Origin of the sequence: Pleomorphovibrio marinus, assembly GCF_003347495.1 — a bacterium.
Lineage (GTDB): Bacteria > Bacteroidota > Bacteroidia > Cytophagales > Cyclobacteriaceae > Pleomorphovibrio > Pleomorphovibrio marinus.
Window position 1 is genome coordinate 174,851 of record NZ_QCXY01000013.1, and the last position, 18,688, is coordinate 193,538.

Annotated in this window: 16 protein-coding genes; 9 read left to right on the forward strand and 7 right to left on the reverse strand. The window is 41.5% G+C overall.

The window, feature by feature from the left end; genetic code table 11:
• Positions 1-21: 21 nt before the first annotated feature.
• Genes DB520_RS24460 through DB520_RS24480 form a run of 5 tightly spaced genes read right to left on the reverse strand, consistent with a single transcriptional unit; the run spans position 22 to position 5,135 of the window.
• A complete protein-coding gene (locus tag DB520_RS24460) occupies positions 22-645 on the reverse strand; it encodes an ABC transporter ATP-binding protein (RefSeq protein ID WP_114752410.1) in 624 nt (207 codons plus the stop codon).
• Positions 646-649: 4 nt separating this feature from the next.
• Entirely contained in the window at positions 650-1,429 is a 780-nt protein-coding gene (lpxA, locus tag DB520_RS24465) for an acyl-ACP--UDP-N-acetylglucosamine O-acyltransferase (RefSeq protein WP_114752411.1), read from the reverse strand.
• On the reverse strand, positions 1,426-2,820 hold the full coding sequence (locus DB520_RS24470) for a bifunctional UDP-3-O-[3-hydroxymyristoyl] N-acetylglucosamine deacetylase/3-hydroxyacyl-ACP dehydratase (protein ID WP_114752412.1): 1,395 nt from the start codon (positions 2,818-2,820) through the stop codon (positions 1,426-1,428). Before DB520_RS24470 ends, lpxA begins: the two co-directional genes overlap by 4 nt.
• Positions 2,821-2,867: 47 nt before the next feature.
• Positions 2,868-3,890, reverse strand: coding sequence for a UDP-3-O-(3-hydroxymyristoyl)glucosamine N-acyltransferase (gene lpxD, locus DB520_RS24475; RefSeq protein ID WP_114752413.1), 1,023 nt, complete (start codon positions 3,888-3,890; stop codon positions 2,868-2,870).
• A 15-nt stretch (positions 3,891-3,905) separates the two neighbouring features.
• Complete coding sequence (locus tag DB520_RS24480; RefSeq protein ID WP_114752414.1) at positions 3,906-5,135, reverse strand: HD domain-containing protein; 1,230 nt, start codon at positions 5,133-5,135, stop codon at positions 3,906-3,908.
• 79 nt (positions 5,136-5,214) lie between these two features.
• Here DB520_RS24480 and porX point away from each other — a divergent pair, with 79 nt between their 5' ends.
• Genes porX through DB520_RS24495 form a run of 3 tightly spaced genes read left to right on the forward strand, consistent with a single transcriptional unit; the run spans position 5,215 to position 8,418 of the window.
• Complete coding sequence (gene porX / locus DB520_RS24485) at positions 5,215-6,768, forward strand: T9SS response regulator signal transducer PorX (protein WP_114752415.1); 1,554 nt, start codon at positions 5,215-5,217, stop codon at positions 6,766-6,768.
• 8 nt (positions 6,769-6,776) lie between these two features.
• Positions 6,777-7,211 (forward strand): tRNA (adenosine(37)-N6)-threonylcarbamoyltransferase complex ATPase subunit type 1 TsaE, encoded by a 435-nt coding sequence (gene tsaE, locus DB520_RS24490; RefSeq protein ID WP_114752416.1) that lies wholly within the window; start codon positions 6,777-6,779, stop codon positions 7,209-7,211.
• Positions 7,201-8,418 carry an alanine dehydrogenase gene (locus DB520_RS24495; RefSeq protein WP_114752417.1) on the forward strand — a complete coding sequence of 406 codons (1,218 nt, stop codon included), beginning with the start codon at positions 7,201-7,203 and terminating at the stop codon, positions 8,416-8,418. The genes tsaE and DB520_RS24495 overlap by 11 nt, the downstream gene beginning before the upstream one ends.
• A 9-nt stretch (positions 8,419-8,427) precedes the next feature.
• Here the strand turns inward: DB520_RS24495 and DB520_RS24500 are convergent, their stop codons facing one another.
• Entirely contained in the window at positions 8,428-8,892 is a 465-nt protein-coding gene (locus DB520_RS24500; protein WP_114752418.1) for a response regulator, read from the reverse strand.
• 262 nt (positions 8,893-9,154) lie between these two features.
• Here DB520_RS24500 and DB520_RS24505 point away from each other — a divergent pair, with 262 nt between their 5' ends.
• The 6 genes from DB520_RS24505 to DB520_RS24530 all read left to right on the forward strand — a co-directional run bounded on the left by DB520_RS24505 (position 9,155) and on the right by DB520_RS24530 (position 15,915).
• A complete protein-coding gene (locus DB520_RS24505) occupies positions 9,155-10,273 on the forward strand; it encodes a ThiF family adenylyltransferase (RefSeq protein WP_114752419.1) in 1,119 nt (372 codons plus the stop codon).
• Complete coding sequence (locus DB520_RS24510; protein WP_114752420.1) at positions 10,257-10,958, forward strand: hypothetical protein; 702 nt, start codon at positions 10,257-10,259, stop codon at positions 10,956-10,958. The genes DB520_RS24505 and DB520_RS24510 overlap by 17 nt, the downstream gene beginning before the upstream one ends.
• Entirely contained in the window at positions 10,955-13,087 is a 2,133-nt protein-coding gene (locus DB520_RS24515) for a 7TM diverse intracellular signaling domain-containing protein (RefSeq protein WP_114752421.1), read from the forward strand. Before DB520_RS24510 ends, DB520_RS24515 begins: the two co-directional genes overlap by 4 nt.
• Before the next feature lie 4 nt (positions 13,088-13,091).
• Positions 13,092-14,192, forward strand: coding sequence for an ATP-binding response regulator (locus DB520_RS24520; RefSeq protein WP_114752422.1), 1,101 nt, complete (start codon positions 13,092-13,094; stop codon positions 14,190-14,192).
• A 100-nt stretch (positions 14,193-14,292) separates the two neighbouring features.
• Positions 14,293-14,829 carry an inorganic diphosphatase gene (locus DB520_RS24525; RefSeq protein WP_114752423.1) on the forward strand — a complete coding sequence of 179 codons (537 nt, stop codon included), beginning with the start codon at positions 14,293-14,295 and terminating at the stop codon, positions 14,827-14,829.
• 33 nt (positions 14,830-14,862) lie between these two features.
• Positions 14,863-15,915, forward strand: a complete 1,053-nt coding sequence (locus tag DB520_RS24530; protein WP_114752424.1) for an outer membrane beta-barrel protein — start codon at positions 14,863-14,865, stop codon at positions 15,913-15,915.
• Between the two features lies 1 nt (position 15,916).
• Here DB520_RS24530 and DB520_RS24535 read toward each other — a convergent pair whose 3' ends face one another.
• Positions 15,917-18,544 (reverse strand): valine--tRNA ligase, encoded by a 2,628-nt coding sequence (locus DB520_RS24535; RefSeq protein WP_114752425.1) that lies wholly within the window; start codon positions 18,542-18,544, stop codon positions 15,917-15,919.
• Positions 18,545-18,688 lie beyond the last annotated feature (144 nt).

Sequence of the window (18,688 nt, forward strand, 5' to 3'; positions counted from 1 at the left end):
GTAGACATTCAAAGTCTTTTCTCAGGCTTTATATTTTTGCATTTGCAGGTCGGCATCACAGAACCCGTACTCCCTAGCCTCATTAGAGGCCACAATGAGGGTACATCCCTCCGTTCGGGTTTTTATGGTTTCCTGGTACCAGTCTATCCCCTGTTTATCCAGGTTGGTAGTGGGTTCGTCCAAAAGCAATAATTTTGCGTTGGAAAACAGGCAAATCCCTAATTTTAGCCGTTGTTTCATTCCAGAAGAAAAATTCAGGATTTGTTTGTTTAAGGCGTTATTCAAGTACATGGCTTCTACCACTTTATGGAGGTTGTATCCTTTTTTGTATCCTTTAAAACTGAAGTGGAAACGTAGAAACTCAAGCAGGGTGAATTCCTCAGGGAGCTCCAAATAAGGGGCGCTAATACTTATATATTGGTAGTGGTTAGCCGAGGAAATGGACGCAGTGCCCAATTTATAGTCGATGTCTCCTGAGGTCAAAGGGGTCTGACCCGCGATGCACCTTAGCAAAGTGGATTTTCCTGAGCCGTTGTTTCCTGTTAGTGCCGTCCGGCTTCCAGGGGGAAAAACATGGTCTATATTTCTAAACACCCATTCGTACTGAAAGCGTTTGGCGGCTTTATGGAGGTTGATTTCCACCATCCTGTTATTGGATGTATCCTTTCATTACTCCTCTCTCGGAGGATCGGATGAAATTAACGATTTCATCCCTTTCTTTGGTGGCAGGAAGGTTAACTTCTATTTCTTCCAATGCACGGCTATTGTTCATGCTGTTCAAAAAAAGCAGCCTGTACACTTCTTGTATTTGATTGATAGCTTCACTACTAAACCCTCTTCTCCTAAGGCCCAGGGAATTTACCCCTGCATAACTAAGTGGTTCTCTGGCGGCTTTGGTAAATGGCGGTACGTCTTTCCTTACCAAGGATCCTCCGGATACCATACTGTGCATCCCAATTTTCACAAATTGGTGGATGGCACTGCTTCCACCGATGAATGCCCAGTCGTCTACATTTACATGCCCTGCAATTTGTACAGTGTTTGCTATGATGACGTTGTTTCCTATGATGCAGTCATGGGCCACATGTACATAGGCCATAAGTAGGCAGTTGCTTCCAATTTTGGTGGTTTTTTTATCAATAGTCCCCCTATTGATAGTGACGCACTCTCTAATTGTAGTATTGTCTCCAATTTCCACCAGAGAATCTTCGCCTTTGAATTTGAGGTCTTGGGGAATGGCAGAAATTACTGCCCCAGGGAAAATCCTGCAGTTTTTGCCAACTCTGGCACCTGGGTAGATGGTTACGTTAGATCCTATCCAGGTTCCCTCACCCACTTCCACGTTTTCATGGATAGTGGTGAAAGCTTCCACGGTGACGTTATCTGCTATTTTTGAATTGGGGTGTATTTGAACGAAATTACTGATCATGCGTCTTTTCTTACTATACTGGCAGTCATTACCGCCTCACATACTAGTGTATTACCCACAAAAGCTTCTCCTTTCATCTTTGCTATTCCTCTGCGGATGGGGTTAAGTAATTCACACTTAAAGATTAAAGTGTCACCTGGCAGCACCATTTTCCTGAACTTGCAATTTTCTATGCTTAGAAAATAGGTCCAGTAGTTTTCGGGATCATTTACTGTACTCAACACCAAAATACCTCCGGTTTGTGCCATGGCCTCTACCTGTAGCACTCCCGGCATGACAGGGTTATTGGGGAAATGTCCCATAAAAAACGGTTCATTGATAGTGACGTTTTTCACTCCCGCCACGACCGATTCATCCAAATAAATTATCTTATCCAACAACTGGAAGGGATATCTATGTGGTAGTATGTTACTGATCTGGTTGATGTCTAATACAGGGGGTAATTTGGGGTCATAATAAGGTATATGCATGGGGCCTGCTTTCTCCATGGCTCTTTTTATTTTTTTAGCAAACGCCACATTAGCAGCATGCCCGGGCCTTGCAGCCAAAATCTGGGCCTTTAGAGGCCTGCCCACCAATGCCAAGTCTCCAATTACATCCAGTAACTTGTGCCTGGCGGGCTCATTTTTATACCTTAACTCCACATTGTTCAAAATTCCCTCTTTCCGGACTTCCACTTTTGGCTTATTGAACATTTTCGCCAAATTAACCAATTCCTCTTCTTTTACTGCCCTATCCACCACTACGATCGCGTTGTTAAGGTCACCACCTTTTATGAGGTTTTGGTTATAAAGCATTTCAAGCTCATGCAGGAAACAAAAGGTCCTACAGGAGGCAATTTCGGTTTTAAATTGGCTGATATCCGTAATTGATGCGTGCTGACTTCCCAATACGGGGGAATTATAATCGACCATTACAGTAACCCTAAAGTCGTCTAAAGGAAGAGCTGCCATTTCTACTTCCCTAGCACTATCTTTATAATGGATGCTTTCGGGGATTTCGAAAAAACGCCTCAGGGCATTTTGCTCCTCTAAACCGGCCTCTTCTAGAATATCAATAAAAGGAATACTGCTTCCATCCAAAATGGGTGGTTCTGGGCCATTCAGTTGGATCAATACATTATCTATTTCCAATCCCACAAGGGCTGCAAGCACATGTTCTACGGTAAACACCCTTGCCCCACTCTGTTCCAAAGTGGTTCCCCTAGATACGTCCACTACGTTGTCCACATCGGCATCTATGGTGGGTTGACCTTCCATATCCATTCGTTGGAATTTGTATCCGTGGTTAGCCTTTGCAGGAAGAAAAGTCATGGTAGCTTCTACTCCAGTGTGTAATCCTACTCCAGAGAGGGTTACCTGTTTACTTATTGTGTGTTGTTTTACTTTCATTAAAACTTTTTCACTGAGACAATACAAAAATTAGTTTTGCCACAAATTTATCGTTTTTTTTCCAGATCTTTAATTTTATCCTCTAACTGGGGGAGCTTTTTAAAAACGGCAAAGGATTTAAGGTAGTCTTTGAGGTCAATTCCTATGAAACCAAGTAGGGTTTGTCCCGGCTTTTTTACGTTTTTCATGACTCCCGTATTGCCGCCTATGGTGGTTCGATCTGCGATTTTGAGATGACCAATAATTCCTGATTTTCCGGCCAAAACACAGTTTTTACCAATTTCGGTTGACCCTGAAATACCGGATTGGGAGGCAATAACAGTATTTTCACCGATTACCACATTGTGAGCAATTTGGACCTGATTGTCAATTTTCACGCCTTTTTTGATGATAGTGGACCCCATAGTGGCACAATCAATGGTGGTGTTTGCACCTATACTGACATCATCCTCTATGACAACATTACCTAATTGGGGGATATTTTTGTAAGTGCCATCTGGCTGTGGAGCAAAACCAAACCCATCACTGCCTATCACGGCTCCTGGCTGAAATTCGCAGTTTTCTCCTATTTGTGTGCCGGAAATGATTTTCACACCGGTATAAAACACACAATTGTCTCCAATTTTCACATCCTCTCCAATATACACCTGTGGGTGGATTTTCACATTTCTTCCAATACTACAATTTTTTCCAATGTAGGAGAATGCTCCCCGGAATCCTTCCTCCCCCATATGGCTACTTTCATGCATGAAGCAAGGTTCTTCCACACCCAGTAAGTCCGGCTTTTGGAGCTTCTCCACCATTTGTAGCAACTCGGTAAATCCTGAATAGGCATCTTTAACCCTCACAAGTGTGGTTGCCACCGGTTTGCTGGGGGTGAAATTTTCCGAAACAATTACGGCACTACTCTCTGTGGAATATAGATGGGGTTCATACTTTAAGTTTGACAAAAAGCTGATGTCACCTGGTTTGCCCTCTTGGATTTTATTGATGTTGATTATTTTCTGCGAACCATCTCCTTCTATTTTGCCATTCAAAAGTTTGGCTATCTCATTGATGGTAAATTCCATGTAATTAAAGTTATTTTAAGGTAAAGTTAATTCTTTAGCCCGACATGCGTAATGTTTTTTTACAATTTTGCTCATTGCCTTGATGTTTGGTAGATCTGCAGCCTGGGCTACGTCCATTACTTTACCTGATTTTGCAAGTATATAAATGTTTTCTTTTGCCGTGTAAGCATGGTTGCTAATGGTACCATGCGTGAAGAAATACCTTAAATCCTCTGCAGGAATACCAAGTTTCATTAGGGTTTTTGATCTCCACTCCTCTATTTCAGTGGACGAAAAAGGATGCCCGGACAGGGTGACCTTAAAAAGGTTGCGGGACAAAAACATTTGGGAAATTTTTCGTATGACATAATCGCCAGAATGTTGCCAGAATTTCAAACCTCCCCAAATATCGTAATCATCCAATTGGGAATACATGGTGAGCGTATCTGGGTTGGTTTTAAAGTCGGACATGCCCCTTTCCTTTTCCAGGAAATAGTTTAAAGCATGGGATGAGGTCAGTTTTTTCCCATCTGTTTTCAGGTCTTTTGCCCTTTGGATCAGGTTTATCATCATCTTTTCCGCACTTACCGTGGTCTTATGAAGATACACCTGCCAATACATTAATCTCCTGGCGCTCAAGAAGTTTTCAATACTGTATATGCCCTTTTCTTCTACCACCAGTTGGTCATTTTTAATGTGCATCATTTTGATAATACGGTCTGCCCCTATGGTGCCCTCCGAAACCCCGGTAAAAAAGCAGTCTCTCTGTAGATAGTCCAGGCGGTCTATGTCCAACTGGCTGCTGACCAATTGATGGAAAAATTTTCTTTCATAAATATTCTTAAAAATCCGTATTGCCAAATCAAGTTGGCTGTTAAATTGCTTATTTAAAGTCTCAAGAAAGAGCAAGGAAAGGTCTTCGTGTGAAACATTTTGCAACATGCTGTGCTCTAATGCATGCGAAAAAGGGCCATGACCTATGTCATGTAGCAAAATGGTAATTAAAGCAGCTTCATATTCCTGGTCGCTGATTTCAATTCCCTTGTTTCTCAGATGGTCTAAAGTCACACTCATTAGGTGCATGGCGCCTATGGCATGATGAAATCGGGTATGGTGGGCACCCGGATAAACGTAGTCTGTCAAACCAAGTTGTTTGATTCTGCGTAACCTCTGGAAGTAGGGATGGTCGATAATCGCGAAAATCAATTCGCTTGGAATGGTTATAAATCCATATACCGGGTCGTTGATAATTTTGTGGCTTTTCAATGGCCCATTAGTTTTAGCGAGGTGTTAAATTATTACCAAAAGTAAATAAAATATTCAAATAGGTATTAAATTCAAAGAGATGCAAAAATTCAAGATACTTTGGGCGGATGATGAAATCGATTTACTGAAGCCCCATATATTGTTTTTAGAACAAAAGGGGTACGACATCGACACGGTAAATAGTGGTTTGGATGCTGTGGAAAAAGTCGAAGGTACCAATTATGATGTGATTTTCTTGGATGAAATGATGCCCGGGATGACAGGGCTGGAGGCATTGCAACAAATAAAGGTGCTAAAGCCCCAAATTCCAGTAGTAATGATCACTAAAAGCGAAGAGGAGCACATCATGGATGATGCAATAGGGGCCAAAATCGCCGACTATTTGATCAAACCCATCAATCCAAACCAGATCCTTTTATCTATGAAAAGGATTCTTCAGAATAAGCAGCTTGTCAGTGAAAAGACCAACTTGTCTTATCAGCAGGATTTCAGGAACATAAGCATGGCTTATAATGATGCCATAGACCATAACGAATGGACCGATATTTATAAAAAACTGACCTACTGGGAACTTGAAATTGATGAGACGGAAAATAAAAGCATGCAGGAAGTCTTGGAAACCCAAAAGGTGGAGGCAAATGCAAATTTCACCAAGTTTATAAAAGAGAACTACCTGGACTGGCTCAATGACCCCCATATGGAAAAGCCCGTTCTTTCCCACCAAGTGATGAAAGAAATGGTTTTTCCTCATGTCAAGCAAGGTAAGCCTTTGTTTTTCGTGGTGATAGATAACCTGCGTCTGGACCAATGGGAAATTTTGGAGCCAATATTGAGCGAGTATTTCGTGGTGCAGAGTGACGACACCTATTTCAGCATTTTACCCACCACAACTGCATATTCCCGTAATGCCCTTTTTAGTGGGATGATGCCGTTGGATATGGCCAAATTTCATCCGGACCTGTGGGAAGGAGAGGATACGGATGAGGGCAAAAACAATAATGAGGACGCATTCCTTAAAATTAACCTTAAGAAAAACAGGTTGAACATTAAGTCCAGTTATCACAAGATTTTGCAGGTAAACCAAGGAAAAGCAGTTTTGGAAAACTTCCCGAACCTTTTGAAAAACGACTTGAATGTGCTAGTATATAATTTTGTGGATATGATGTCCCATGCCAGAACAGACATGAAAATGATCCGGGAGCTCGCCCCCAATGAATCCGCATACAGGTCCTTGACTTACAGCTGGTTTTTGCACAGTTCATTGTTTGAGCTTTTTAAGAAGATCCAGGAAGCAGGTGCCGAAGTGATTGTCACCACAGACCATGGTACCAAGCGGGTAAATAAGCCTTATAAAATTATAGGAGACAGAAATGTTACGACGAATCTCCGTTACAAACAAGGTAAAAACCTTAACTTTGAATCTGGGAAAGTTTTTGAAATCAATAAACCGGATGAAGGAAAGCTGCCTAAGTTCAATATTTCTACTGGGTATGTGTTTGCCGTAGAGGATTATTTCTTTGCTTACCCCAATAATTACAACTATTACGTGAACTACTATAGGGACACCTTTCAGCATGGAGGGGTCTCCTTGGAAGAGATGATAGTACCCATTATCCATATGTTGCCAAAGTAAGAAAAGCCTTGAATACTTTTAACTGTAATGGACTTGCACAAATTTCGGAATGCGCCAAATTTGTAATAGATTTATGCAAAGATCAAAGGGTATGGGTATTCAAAGGAGAGCTAGGGGCAGGGAAGACCACCCTTATTCAGGAGGTTGCCAGGCAGATGAATATAATTGATCGTGTCAGCAGCCCTACCTTCTCCCTAGTAAACGAATATCAGAATCCGCGGGGAGATGTTTTTTATCATTTCGATTTTTATCGGATAGATAAAATAGAGGAGGCGATAGAGATTGGGGTGGACGAATATTTCAATAGTGGAGCATATTGCTGGGTGGAATGGGGGGAGCGGATAGCTGAATTGATTCCTGAAAACTTTGCCTTGATAGAATTGCTTCGAAAAGGAGAAGAAAATAGAGACATAACCGTAACCATGGTGCAAGATGGCGACTAAATCTGCATTTACAGAAATAACCGGTGCTACTCCAGTGACAAAGGAGGCACCAGCAAAAACCGGAAATGCAAGGAAAGCCTTGAAAATAGGTATTCCGAAAGAGGCCTGTTCCCAAGAAAAAAGAGTGGTACTTACGCCTGAAGCTGTGGGTTTATTGGTAAACAATGGGCAGGAGGTTCTAGTCGAAAGTGGTGCGGGCTTATTATCCAAGTTTTCGGATCAGGAATTTTCCGATGCAGGTGCAAAGGTGGTGTATTCCTCCGAAGAGGTTTTTGACGTGGAGATTGTATTGAAGGTGGAGCCCCCTTCCCTTAAAGAAATTGGCTACATGCCCCAGGGAAGTTGCCTTCTTTCTGCATTGCAGATTGGTAAACAAGATGCTGCATTTATCCATGCACTCAACAAGCGGAAAATCACTGCCGTTGCTTTTGAACATTTGGAGGATAAGGTAGGGGGTATGCCAGTGGTCAGGGCCATGAGCGAGATTGCTGGCAGTACAGTCATGCTGGTGGCTGCGGAGTACCTAAGCAGCGTCAGTAATGGGAAAGGACTGATTTTGGGAGGAATTACTGGGGTGCCTCCAACGCAGGTGGTAATCATCGGGGCTGGTACCGTAGCTGAATACGCCGCAAGGGCGGCCTTGGGTTTGGGTGCAAACATTAAGATTTTTGACAATCAACTCTATAAGCTCAGAAGAATAAAGCAATTGCTTGGACAACAGGTATATACCTCTACCATAGACAATTACACCTTAGGGCATGCCTTGCAAGAAGCCGATGTGGTAATAGGTGCTCTCCGAGCTGAAAAAGGAAAGGCTAAAATGGTGGTATCAGAAGAGATGGTCACGAAGATGATGGAGGGAAGCATCATCATAGATGTAAGCATTGATCAGGGTGGCTGTATAGAGACAGCCGAGATGACATCCCATGATGAACCTATTTTTGAAAAGCATGGGGTAATTCACTACTGTGTGCCCAATATTGCTTCCCGGGTAGCTCGAACGGCTTCCTATTCTATGAGTAATATTTTTACCCCAATTTTACTTCAAATGGCCGACCTTTGCGGAGCCGAGGAGATGATTTTTAACTACAAATGGTTTATGAAAGGGGTTTATACCTACAGGGGAAGCCTTACCAACGCCTATTTGGCTAGGAAGTTTATGATGACCCACAAGGAACTCCAATTGTTGCTTGCTGCTAGGTATTAATAATAGCAGTTAAGACAAAAGGTTCTGTCTTAGCAGGAATTCGAGTTGGTCATTTGCCTTGATGAGACTATCGGTGAGTTGTTTGTTTTCCTTTCTTAAAGAGTACACCTCATGGGCGTTTTTCACCACTGTTCTCAAATAATCCTCTTCCCAGGGTTTGGTGAGATAATGATACACTTTTCCTTTATTGATGGCGTCGATTACCGCTTGGATATCCGTGTACCCGGTAAGTAAAATCCTCATTGGATCCGGGTGCATTGGGATGATGGACTCTAAAAAATCCACCCCGTTTTCTTCCGGCATCCTCTGGTCGGTAATGACAACATTGATGTCTTCTTTCAACAAGATTTCCCTTCCTTCCTTTGCGGATTCGGCTAAAAAAATCTTGTAGTCTCTTCTAAAAGTAGCTTTAAAAGCCTGTAGATTGTTCACCTCATCATCTACATAAAGGACTTTGATCTTATCTCTTTCCATGGGCTAAATATATTGTTATGAAACAATTAATCAAAAAAGAACCATCTTTCTAATCCTAAAGATCATAAAAACAATTGATTTTTCATTAGGATCAGACGAACATCCTTCAAAAATATTGGAAATCAAAACATGATTTTTAAATTTGCAATAAATAAATTGACTTTTATAGAAAAAGTATCAATTTTTTCCTGCATTTTTAATTGATTATGCAATCAAAAATATAACTTTATATCCATTATCACCTACATGATGAATTTCTACTATGTTTGAAACCAAGGGGAGGGAGGATGAGTTCAAAGATCAATATAGACCCCTCATTTTATCCAAACGTTTTTCAAAGGATAGAAAACAGCTTGAAAGTTTAATCAATGACAAAAGGGTAATTGTCCAAGATCAGTTGGAAAGCCAACTAAGTGAATGGATAAGGCAGACCAATCCCAATGAGCAAATGACAAGTGCGGTTCTTGAAAAAAAGGCCGAGGAGTTTTTTAAGGAAAAAGGATTGAAAAGCGATGATTACGGGAATTGGGTCTTTTATCCATGGAGAAATACCCTGGTAAGTGTGCTGGAAGAGGAGGAGTTTGTTGCTGTCAGGACAGTCCGGAACAAATACAAAATCACAAAGGAAGAACAAGAAAGCCTAAGCCAAAAGAAAATAGGTATCATTGGGTTGTCTGTAGGTCAGAGTGTGGCACTGAGTCTCGCTATGGAAAGATGTTTTGGGGAATTGGTAATTGCCGACTTTGATTCTTTAGATCTTGGGAATATGAATAGAATAAGGACAGGGATTTTTAATTTAGCCCTTAAAAAGACGTATATTGTGGCGAGAGAAATAGCAGAAATTGATCCTTATCTAAAATTGACATTATATAATGAGGGCATCAATGATGAAAATATCGATGATTTTTTTACTTTAAACGGTAATTTGGATTTACTTGTAGAAGAATGCGACAGCTTACCAATTAAAATTGGTAGTAGGATTAAGGCCAAATCCTTGGGTATACCGGTTTTAATGGATACAAGTGATAGGGGTATGATAGATATTGAAAGATTTGACCAAGATCCGGAAAGACCCATTTTTCACGGACTTTTAGGGGAATTTGGCTCAGAGGGAGAGCTTGTCCCTTCCTTAGCCAACAGGGGCAAGGAGATGATGATGAGTCTTCTACAATACGAGAACCTGTCGGAAAGGGTGAAGTTTAGTTTTTCGGAATTGGGTAAAAGCATTACCTCCTGGCCTCAGCTTGCATCTTCGGTAATAATGGGTGGGGCTATTTGTTGCCACTACGCCCGAATGATTTTACTTGGACAAAAGGTTCCTTCGGGAAGATACTACATAGATTTAGAGCAAATTATCGGGTCGTATGAAGGTAAGAGTTAGAATCATACGTGCCATAGACGATGTGGACGCTACTGAAAAGTATATTTACGGGCACCATAAGGTTTTGGAATCATACGGGATTACAAAGGTTACCTCGGCAGATAGATCCTGGGCCCTAAACCCTCATGTGTATTTGATACTTTTTGAGTCCATGGAAGACTTCAGGGTACTTGGGGGTGGCAGAATCCAGCTGAGGACTATTAATTTCCCCCTTCCTTTTGAAACCGCCATAATGGATATTGACCCAAGGATAGTGCCATTTATGGATGAGTTTGGGGATCTGGAAGTGGCTGAATATTGCGGGCTTTGGAACAGCAGGGAAGTAGCTGGTTATGGGATTGGCAGCATTTATTTGGTAAGAGTGGGAATTGCAATATTACCCCAATTAAGGCTCAAAAAACTCTTTGGTTTAAGTTCTCCCGTCACACTGAGTATTTCAAAGAGCGTGGGTTATGAGGTAATTTCCAGCTTGGGGGATAATGGGTCTTTTTATTATCCGAAGGAAGGCCTTATCGCAACGGCACTGCAAATCAATGATATTGATAAACTACCATTGGCTAACCCCGCGGAGAGAGACTACATATTCGAATTGAGAGAAAAAATCAACTTTAAGACGACTGAGAGTGGTCCAAGAGGAAAAATGGAGTTGCAATTTGAATTAAAAATCCCTAAACCATTGAAATGAGAAATTATAGAGACCTCAAAAACGTTTTACTGACGTTGTTTTTGATTTTAATGGTTACGGTGCCAATCATTTATTATGTAGTGGTTTTTGGGAGTTATGATGGGTACACATTTCAGCAATACCGATATTATGTTGGCGAAATCGAAAGTACCGAAGACTTTCAGCATGGTGAGTATTTTAACTCGCTTGTTGAAAAAAAAGTAGATTTGGGGGTTATAGAAGAGCCATTATGGATAAAATTGGATTTAAAAGACCATGATGGTTTCGACCCAAGCAACAGTTACTATTTAGAAATCAACAGTCCTACCATCAGATCTGCGGATCTATTTCGTTTGGATGGAGAAGGAAACGTTTTTTTATTGGATCGAGCAGGAAACCTGATTAAAGATAGGGATGTACTGAAAAACCCGAATCCCTATTTTATCCTAGAAAACAATGAAAAATTCAGTGGGGAGTTAATTCTAAAGGTCAGTTCAATGGTCCCTTTTGAGTTTGATGTCACACTTTCAACTGAAAAAGCCTTTTTTGAAAATAGCAGTAAACGTACGGTAATAGTAAGTGCCTATTTTGGGGTAATGATCGCGCTTTTTCTGTATAATCTCATTCTGTTTTTCTCTGTAAAAGATAGGGTTTACCTGTTTTACTGTTTTTATATTTTGTTTATTGCCCTAGCACAATTATCCATTTCAGGCCATTCCTATTTCATTTTATGGGAGAATGCCTGGCTCTATGAAGTAAGTATCATTGGCTTTACTACCCTTTCCAGCCTTTTTGTGATTCCATTCGTTCAGTTGTTCCTGAAAACCAATGTTTACCTGCCCAAATATGATAAGTATCTCTACCTCATTGTAGTGTCCTACGTTTTAGCATTGGTATTAAGGTTGCTAGGATTTATACAAATTAGTTATCAGTTAATAGACCTAAATGGTCTTGTCTTGACCATTGCGTTCATTACTATTGGGGTGTATGTTGCAAAGAGGGGGGATAGGTCAGCCTACTTTTTCTTGCTTGCATGGAGTTTTTTATTATTTGGTCTGGTAACCTTTATTTTAAACAACCTGGGCTTGGTGGACCTGGGTGCATACGCAAACCTACCTCTACTGGCAGGGACAGCTATAGAGGCACTCTTGCTTTCCTTTGCGCTGGCAGATAAGATCAATATCCTAAAAAAAGAAAAAGAAAAAGAACAGCATGACAAACTGGAAGCCCTAAAGGAAAATGAGAGGTTGATCAAGGAGCAAAACATTTACTTAGAGGAAATGGTGAAATCCAGAACTATGGAGCTTGAGCATACTTTGCAGAACTTAAAGGATACCCAAACTCAATTGGTGAACCAAGAAAAAATGGCTTCCCTTGGTCAGCTGACAGCAGGTATTGCTCATGAGATAAACAATCCCATAAACTTTGTGAGCTCCAATATCTCCCCCCTCAAGCGAGATATCAAGGATATATTGGAATTGATGGACCTGTATAAGGAAAAAGGGGATGAGGATTTTTCGGAGCAGAGTAAATCTGAGGTCAACGAATTGGAAGAAGAGCTTGAAATCGATTACCTCATCACTGAAATCGATCAACTTCTTGCCGGGATGGAAGATGGAGCCAAAAGGACAGTCGAAATTGTGAGAGGGCTGAAGTTGTTTTCTAGGATCGATGAACAAGATGTGAAGGAGGTAGATATCCATGACGGTTTGGACAGTACACTCATTTTGCTGAACAACTCCATGGCAGGAAGGGTAAAAGTAATAAAAGAATACGGTCAATTGCCAATGGTGGAATGCCTAGCGGGAAAAATAAACCAGGTCTTCATGAATATCATTGGCAATGCTGTACATGCCATGCTTGACCATCCTATAGAAAACAGGGAGCCTGAGCTTACTATTAGTACAAAAGTAAAAGGAGATGATATCTTTATCGAAATTAAAGATAATGGCCCGGGAATGCCTGAACACATTAGGGAAAAGATTTTTGAGCCGTTCTTTACCACAAAACCAGTGGGTAAGGGTACTGGGTTGGGTCTTTCCATTGTCTATACCATTATAGAAAACCATCAGGGAACCATAACTGTGGAGTCAGAAACCAATGTAGGAACCAGTTTTATCATAAAACTACCGACGAATCAAAAAAAGTAGCACCATGACTAAAAGAAAAGTCAAAGTACTATATATAGACGACGAGGATAACAACCTTAGCTCGTTTAAAGCAAGCTTGAGAAAGGACTTTAAAGTTTCTACAGCTTTAGATGCAGAGGAAGGTCTTCGATTGGTTCAGCAGGAAGAGTTTGAGGTGGTGATTGCTGATCAGCGTATGCCGGGATTGACAGGGGTGGAATTTTTTGAGAAATTGGTTGAAGTAAACCCCAAACCAATAAGGATTTTACTTACTGGGTATTCTGATATTGCCAGTGTGATAGATGCCATCAATAAAGGAGAGGTGTATCGGTTTATTGACAAGCCATGGAACCTGGAGCAAATCAAAAATGCCATATTCAATGCTGCGGACATCTATGACGCCAGAAAGGAGCTTAAGATCAAAAATGACCGCTTAGAAAAGCTGCATTCGGAAATGAACAGGTTTGTCTATAGCCTTAGTCATGAGCTTAGAGGGCCCCTGATGAGTATTTCTGGGATATCAAAATTGGCCAAAATGGAAACGGACGACAATGGTATTTTGGAGTACTTTGAAATGATTGATGAGGCCACTTTGAAACTGGACGACTTTATCTATAAAATGTTGGATTTTTATAGATCCACCAAGATGGACAACCGCATAGAACCAGTTTATTTCAAAGAGGTTCTGGAGCAACAAATGATTGATTATCGAAAAAAATGGGAGTTGGACAAAATGGAAATTGCAATTGACATCCAACAAGAAGCCCCTTTTCACTCTGACGAGGCCAAAATAAGAGTTATTTTGAATAATTTATTCAGTAATGCCTATAAGTTCCGTAAGGATGAGGGACCTAATAAGATAGGCATTACGATTAAAGTAGATGAAATCCACGCCTCTATTGTGGTGAGCGACAATGGGATTGGAATTGAGGAAAAACACCACCAAGAAGTTTTCAACCTTTTTCACAGAGCCACTCAAAGGAATGTAGGTTCGGGGCTGGGGCTTTATATGGTGAAGGAATCTATTGAGCAGCTTCAAGGAAGTATCCAGCTGGAGTCCAAACCCAACGAGGGGAGTACCATGAGGGTTGTCTTGCCGAACCTATCCGAAAAAAGAAAAGAATAAATTAACTTAAGGGCTGTTTTTTGTATTGCATATTTTGATACTTGTCTAAAATGGGGGTAATTTTGCTTCTGTTATTTTGTAGAACCTAATTCTTTTTTTTATGAATAATCCATGGCATGATGTCAGTATTGGTGACGAGGCTCCTGAATTGGTCACAGGAATTATTGAAATACCAAAAGGTAGTAAAGGCAAATACGAGCTTGATAAAAAAACTGGGATGCTTTTGCTGGACAGGGTGCTATTTTCAGCCGTCCATTACCCTGCGAATTATGGGTTTATCCCACAGACATTTTGTGAGGATAACGACCCATTGGATATTCTGATAATTTCCCAGATTGATATACCCTCCTTAACCTTGGTGAAGGCCAAAGTGATAGGAGTGATGCGGATGATTGACGGTGGAGAAGCCGATGATAAGATCATTGCAGTAGCTGCCGATGACCAATCCGTAAATTACATAAAGGAGATCTCTGAATTGCCTCCTCACTTGATGAAAGAAACCCGTCGTTTCTTTGAAGATTACAAAAAGCTGGAAAATAAGGACGTTAAGGTGGAGGACTTTTTGGGAAAGGAAGAAGCAAAAAAAATAATAATAGATTCTATTGAACTCTATGATAAAACCTTTCGTGGCAAATAATAATGGTGCCCCAGAGAAGGGTGCCTATCTACTATGAAAACGATTTTCATGGGGCTGATGGGTCTTTTTCTATCCAGTTTGCTCCTTGCCCAAACCACCCCTTCACAACCATTTTCCATCGAAGGGTATGTAGAAGCCTATTTTGCCTATGACTTCAACATGCCCGAACATCATGAAAGGCCCCATTTTTTGTATAATTTCAAAAGGCACAACGAATTTTCCCTCAACCTAGGTTTAGTGAAGTTGCAATACCAGCAGGAGCAGGTAAGGGCCAACTTATCGGTGATGACAGGTAACTATGCCCAATATAACCTGGCGGATGAGCCTGCTTGGGCACAGATGGTGTATGAGGCTTCCGTAGGTATTAGGTTGTTAGAGAATCTATGGCTGGATATGGGGGTGATGCCTTCCCATATAGGTTTTGAAAGTGCGATTGGAATGGAATGCTGGCATTTGGGAAGGAGCCTGATGGCTGAAAATTCCCCCTACTTCCTCACAGGGGCAAGGTTCACCTATTCTTATAATGAGAATTTGGACATTATTTTATGGCTTACCAATGGTTGGCAAAATGTGCAAAGGACCAAAAGAAACCAATCCTTGGGAATGGGTGCCGGGGTAAACTACAGACCCATAGAGGGGATGGTGATAAACTATGCCAATTACTTCGGTAACGAGTACCCACAAACTATAAGACTTAACCGATTTTTCAATAATTTCTATTGGCAATATCAGTGGGCAACCTATGGCATCACAGTGGGCGCCGACTTAGGGATAGAGGAAAGGTTGTTTACACGTAATTTAAACAAGTGGTATGGAACTACCATTTCTCTTCAAAAGCGACTGTGGGAATCCTTCCGCGTTGCCCTAAGAGGCGAATACTATTCCGATCAGGCTGCTGTTATCCTTGAGGAGGGGATGAGGCTCTCCGGCGTCTCCCTTAATGTGGACTTTGAACCGGCAAAAAACGCCCTTTTACGAATTGAAGGACGGAGGTTTCTTAGCCCAGAACCTGTGTTTGAAAGGCCTGCTGGGCTTATGAGCAGGGGAAATTCCTCGATAGTAACTTCCCTTGCCATTAAGTTCTAGGCTAGTTTAGTTTCGTCAAACTATCCTCTAAGGCCTTCAACTTGGCCTCTGCGTCCGAAAGCTTCTTCTTTTCTTTTTCCACCACATTGGCTGGGGCATTGTTCACGAAACGCTCATTACCTAACTTTTTCTCCACCGTCTGGAGAAATCCCTTCACGTATTTGATTTCCTCTTGAATTGCTGCTTTTTCTTCCTCTGCGTTTACTTGAGTGCTCAAGGGGACAAAGCACTCATCTGCCTTTACTACAAAACTCGCGGCATCCTCAAGCTCATTCTTGAATTCCAAGGATTCAAGGTTACCTAATCTTTTCATCAATGGCTCAAACCCTATAAACCTGGTTTTATTATCTGTTTTTATCGCAAGGGTTAAGGGCTCTTTGGGAGATAGGCCTTTAGAAGCCCTGAGGTTTCTTACCTGGGACACTACCTCAAAGACATGCTGGGCATTTACTACCAGCTTTTCATCATATGGGGAGACCTTTGGCCAATTTGAAACTATCAATGCTTCTTCATTACTTCGCTCCCGAATTTGTTGCCACAATTCCTCGGAAAGGAAAGGCATAAAGGGGTGAAGTACTTTCAGGATATCCTCAAAGAAGGTAATGGTGGAAGTATAAGTGGCCTGGTCAATGGCCTGTTGGTAGGGAGGTTTTATCATTTCCAGGTACCAGGAGCAGAAATCATCCCAGACCAATTTATAGGTACTCATCAATGCATCGGAGATCCTGAATTTTTCAAAGTGATCTTCGATTTCTGCCAACGCCTGATGGAAACGGTTTTCAAACCATTGTATGGCAGTGTGGTTTTCGGAATTGTCCCCTTCTTGAATTTCCCATCCTTGCGTAAGCCTAAAGGCATTCCAGATTTTGTTGCTGAAGTTACGGCCTTGTTCTACCAGTTTTTCATCAAATGGCAAGTCATTTCCCGCTGGCGAGCTGAGCAGCATACCTACGCGAACCCCATCCGCACCAAAGTTTTTGATCAACTCCAGAGGATCTGGGGAATTTCCAAGAGACTTGGACATTTTTCTTCCCAGCTTGTCTCGTACTATTCCGGTAAGGTAAACATTCCTGAAAGGGGGTTTTCCTGTATATTCATAGCCGGCTATTATCATCCTTGCCACCCAGAAAAACAAAATTTCAGGTGCTGTGACCAGGTCATTGGTGGGGTAATAATAACTTAGGTCTTTGTTGGCTTTTCCGGTTTCAAAATAATTGGGGTCAAATACCGAAATGGGCCACAGCCAAGACGAAAACCAAGTGTCAAGTACATCTTCATCTTGCTTTATGTCCTCTGGAGTATATATCTCACCAAATTTTTCCTCAGCTAATTGAATCGCATGATCCATGCTTTTTGCTACTACATACTTTCCGTTAGGAAGATAGTAGGCAGGAATTCGATGTCCCCACCATAGCTGCCTTGAAATACACCAATCCCTCACATTCTCCATCCAGCTTCGGTACATGTTTTTGAATTTTGGTGGAAATAAGCGAATGCTGTCTTGCATAACAGCCTTTAGGGCCGGCTGGGTGATTTCCTCCATCTTCAGAAACCATTGAAGGGAAAGTCTGGGTTCTATGATGGCATCCGTTCGTTCGGAATGGCCAACATTTGAGGTGTAGGCTTCTACTTTGGCGAGTTGGCCTGCCTCATTGAGTAATTTTCCTATTTTCTTCCTTGCCAAAAACCTGTCCTCACCGACAAGAATTTGAGCTTTTTCATTTAAAGTACCGTCATCGTTTAAGATGTCAATTACCTCTAATTGGTGCCTTATACCTATTTCGTAATCATTGATATCATGTGCAGGAGTAATTTTAAGGCAACCAGTACCAAACTCCCTGTCCACATATTCATCTGCTATGATGGGGATGGGGCGGTTGATCAAGGGGATAAGGGCTTTTTTCCCAATCAGGTTTTTAAACCTTTCATCTTCGGGATGTACACATATGGCTACATCTGCCATTATGGTTTCAGGTCTTGTGGTCGCGATGGTAAGCTGTTCGGTACTGCCCTCAATCTTGTAGTGGATATAAAAAAGGTTGGAGTTTACTTCTTTAAAAATCACCTCATCATCCGAAAGGGCCGTTTTTCCCTTTGGGTCCCAGTTTACCATGCGGATTCCACGGTAGATTTTTCCCTTGCTATGCAAATCAATGAACACGTTTTCCACTGCTTGACTTAGATCGGTATCCATGGTAAACCTTGTTCGGTCCCAATCACAGGAAGCACCAAGCTTTTTCAGTTGCTCCAGGATTATCCCACCATACTTTTCTTTCCAATCCCATGCATGAGCGAGGAATTCTTCCCTGGTCAAGTCCTTTTTTTGGATTCCTTTTTCACTTAGCATGGCAACCACTTTAGCTTCGGTGGCAATGGAAGCATGGTCTGTTCCGGGTACCCAGCAGGCATTCTTTCCCTCCATTCTGGCCTTTCGGATGAGAATGTCCTGGATAGTGTTGTTGAGCATATGTCCCATGTGCAATACCCCGGTCACATTTGGCGGAGGAATTACGATGGAATAGGGTTCCTTTTCAGGGTCAACCTTACTGCTGAAATGTCCATTCTTTATCCAGTAATCATACCATTTGGATTCTGTTTCTGCTGGATTATATTTGGTGGAAAGCGTCATAGCAAACTGTATTTAGCGGCGCAAAATTAACACAAATATCTTTTTTTGGCACTATCCCTAGGTTCTTTCCAGGAGGGGCAACAAAAAACCCTGGATCTCATTCCATCATGAATGTTATTCCAGGGCAATAAATTTCTGTGTGAT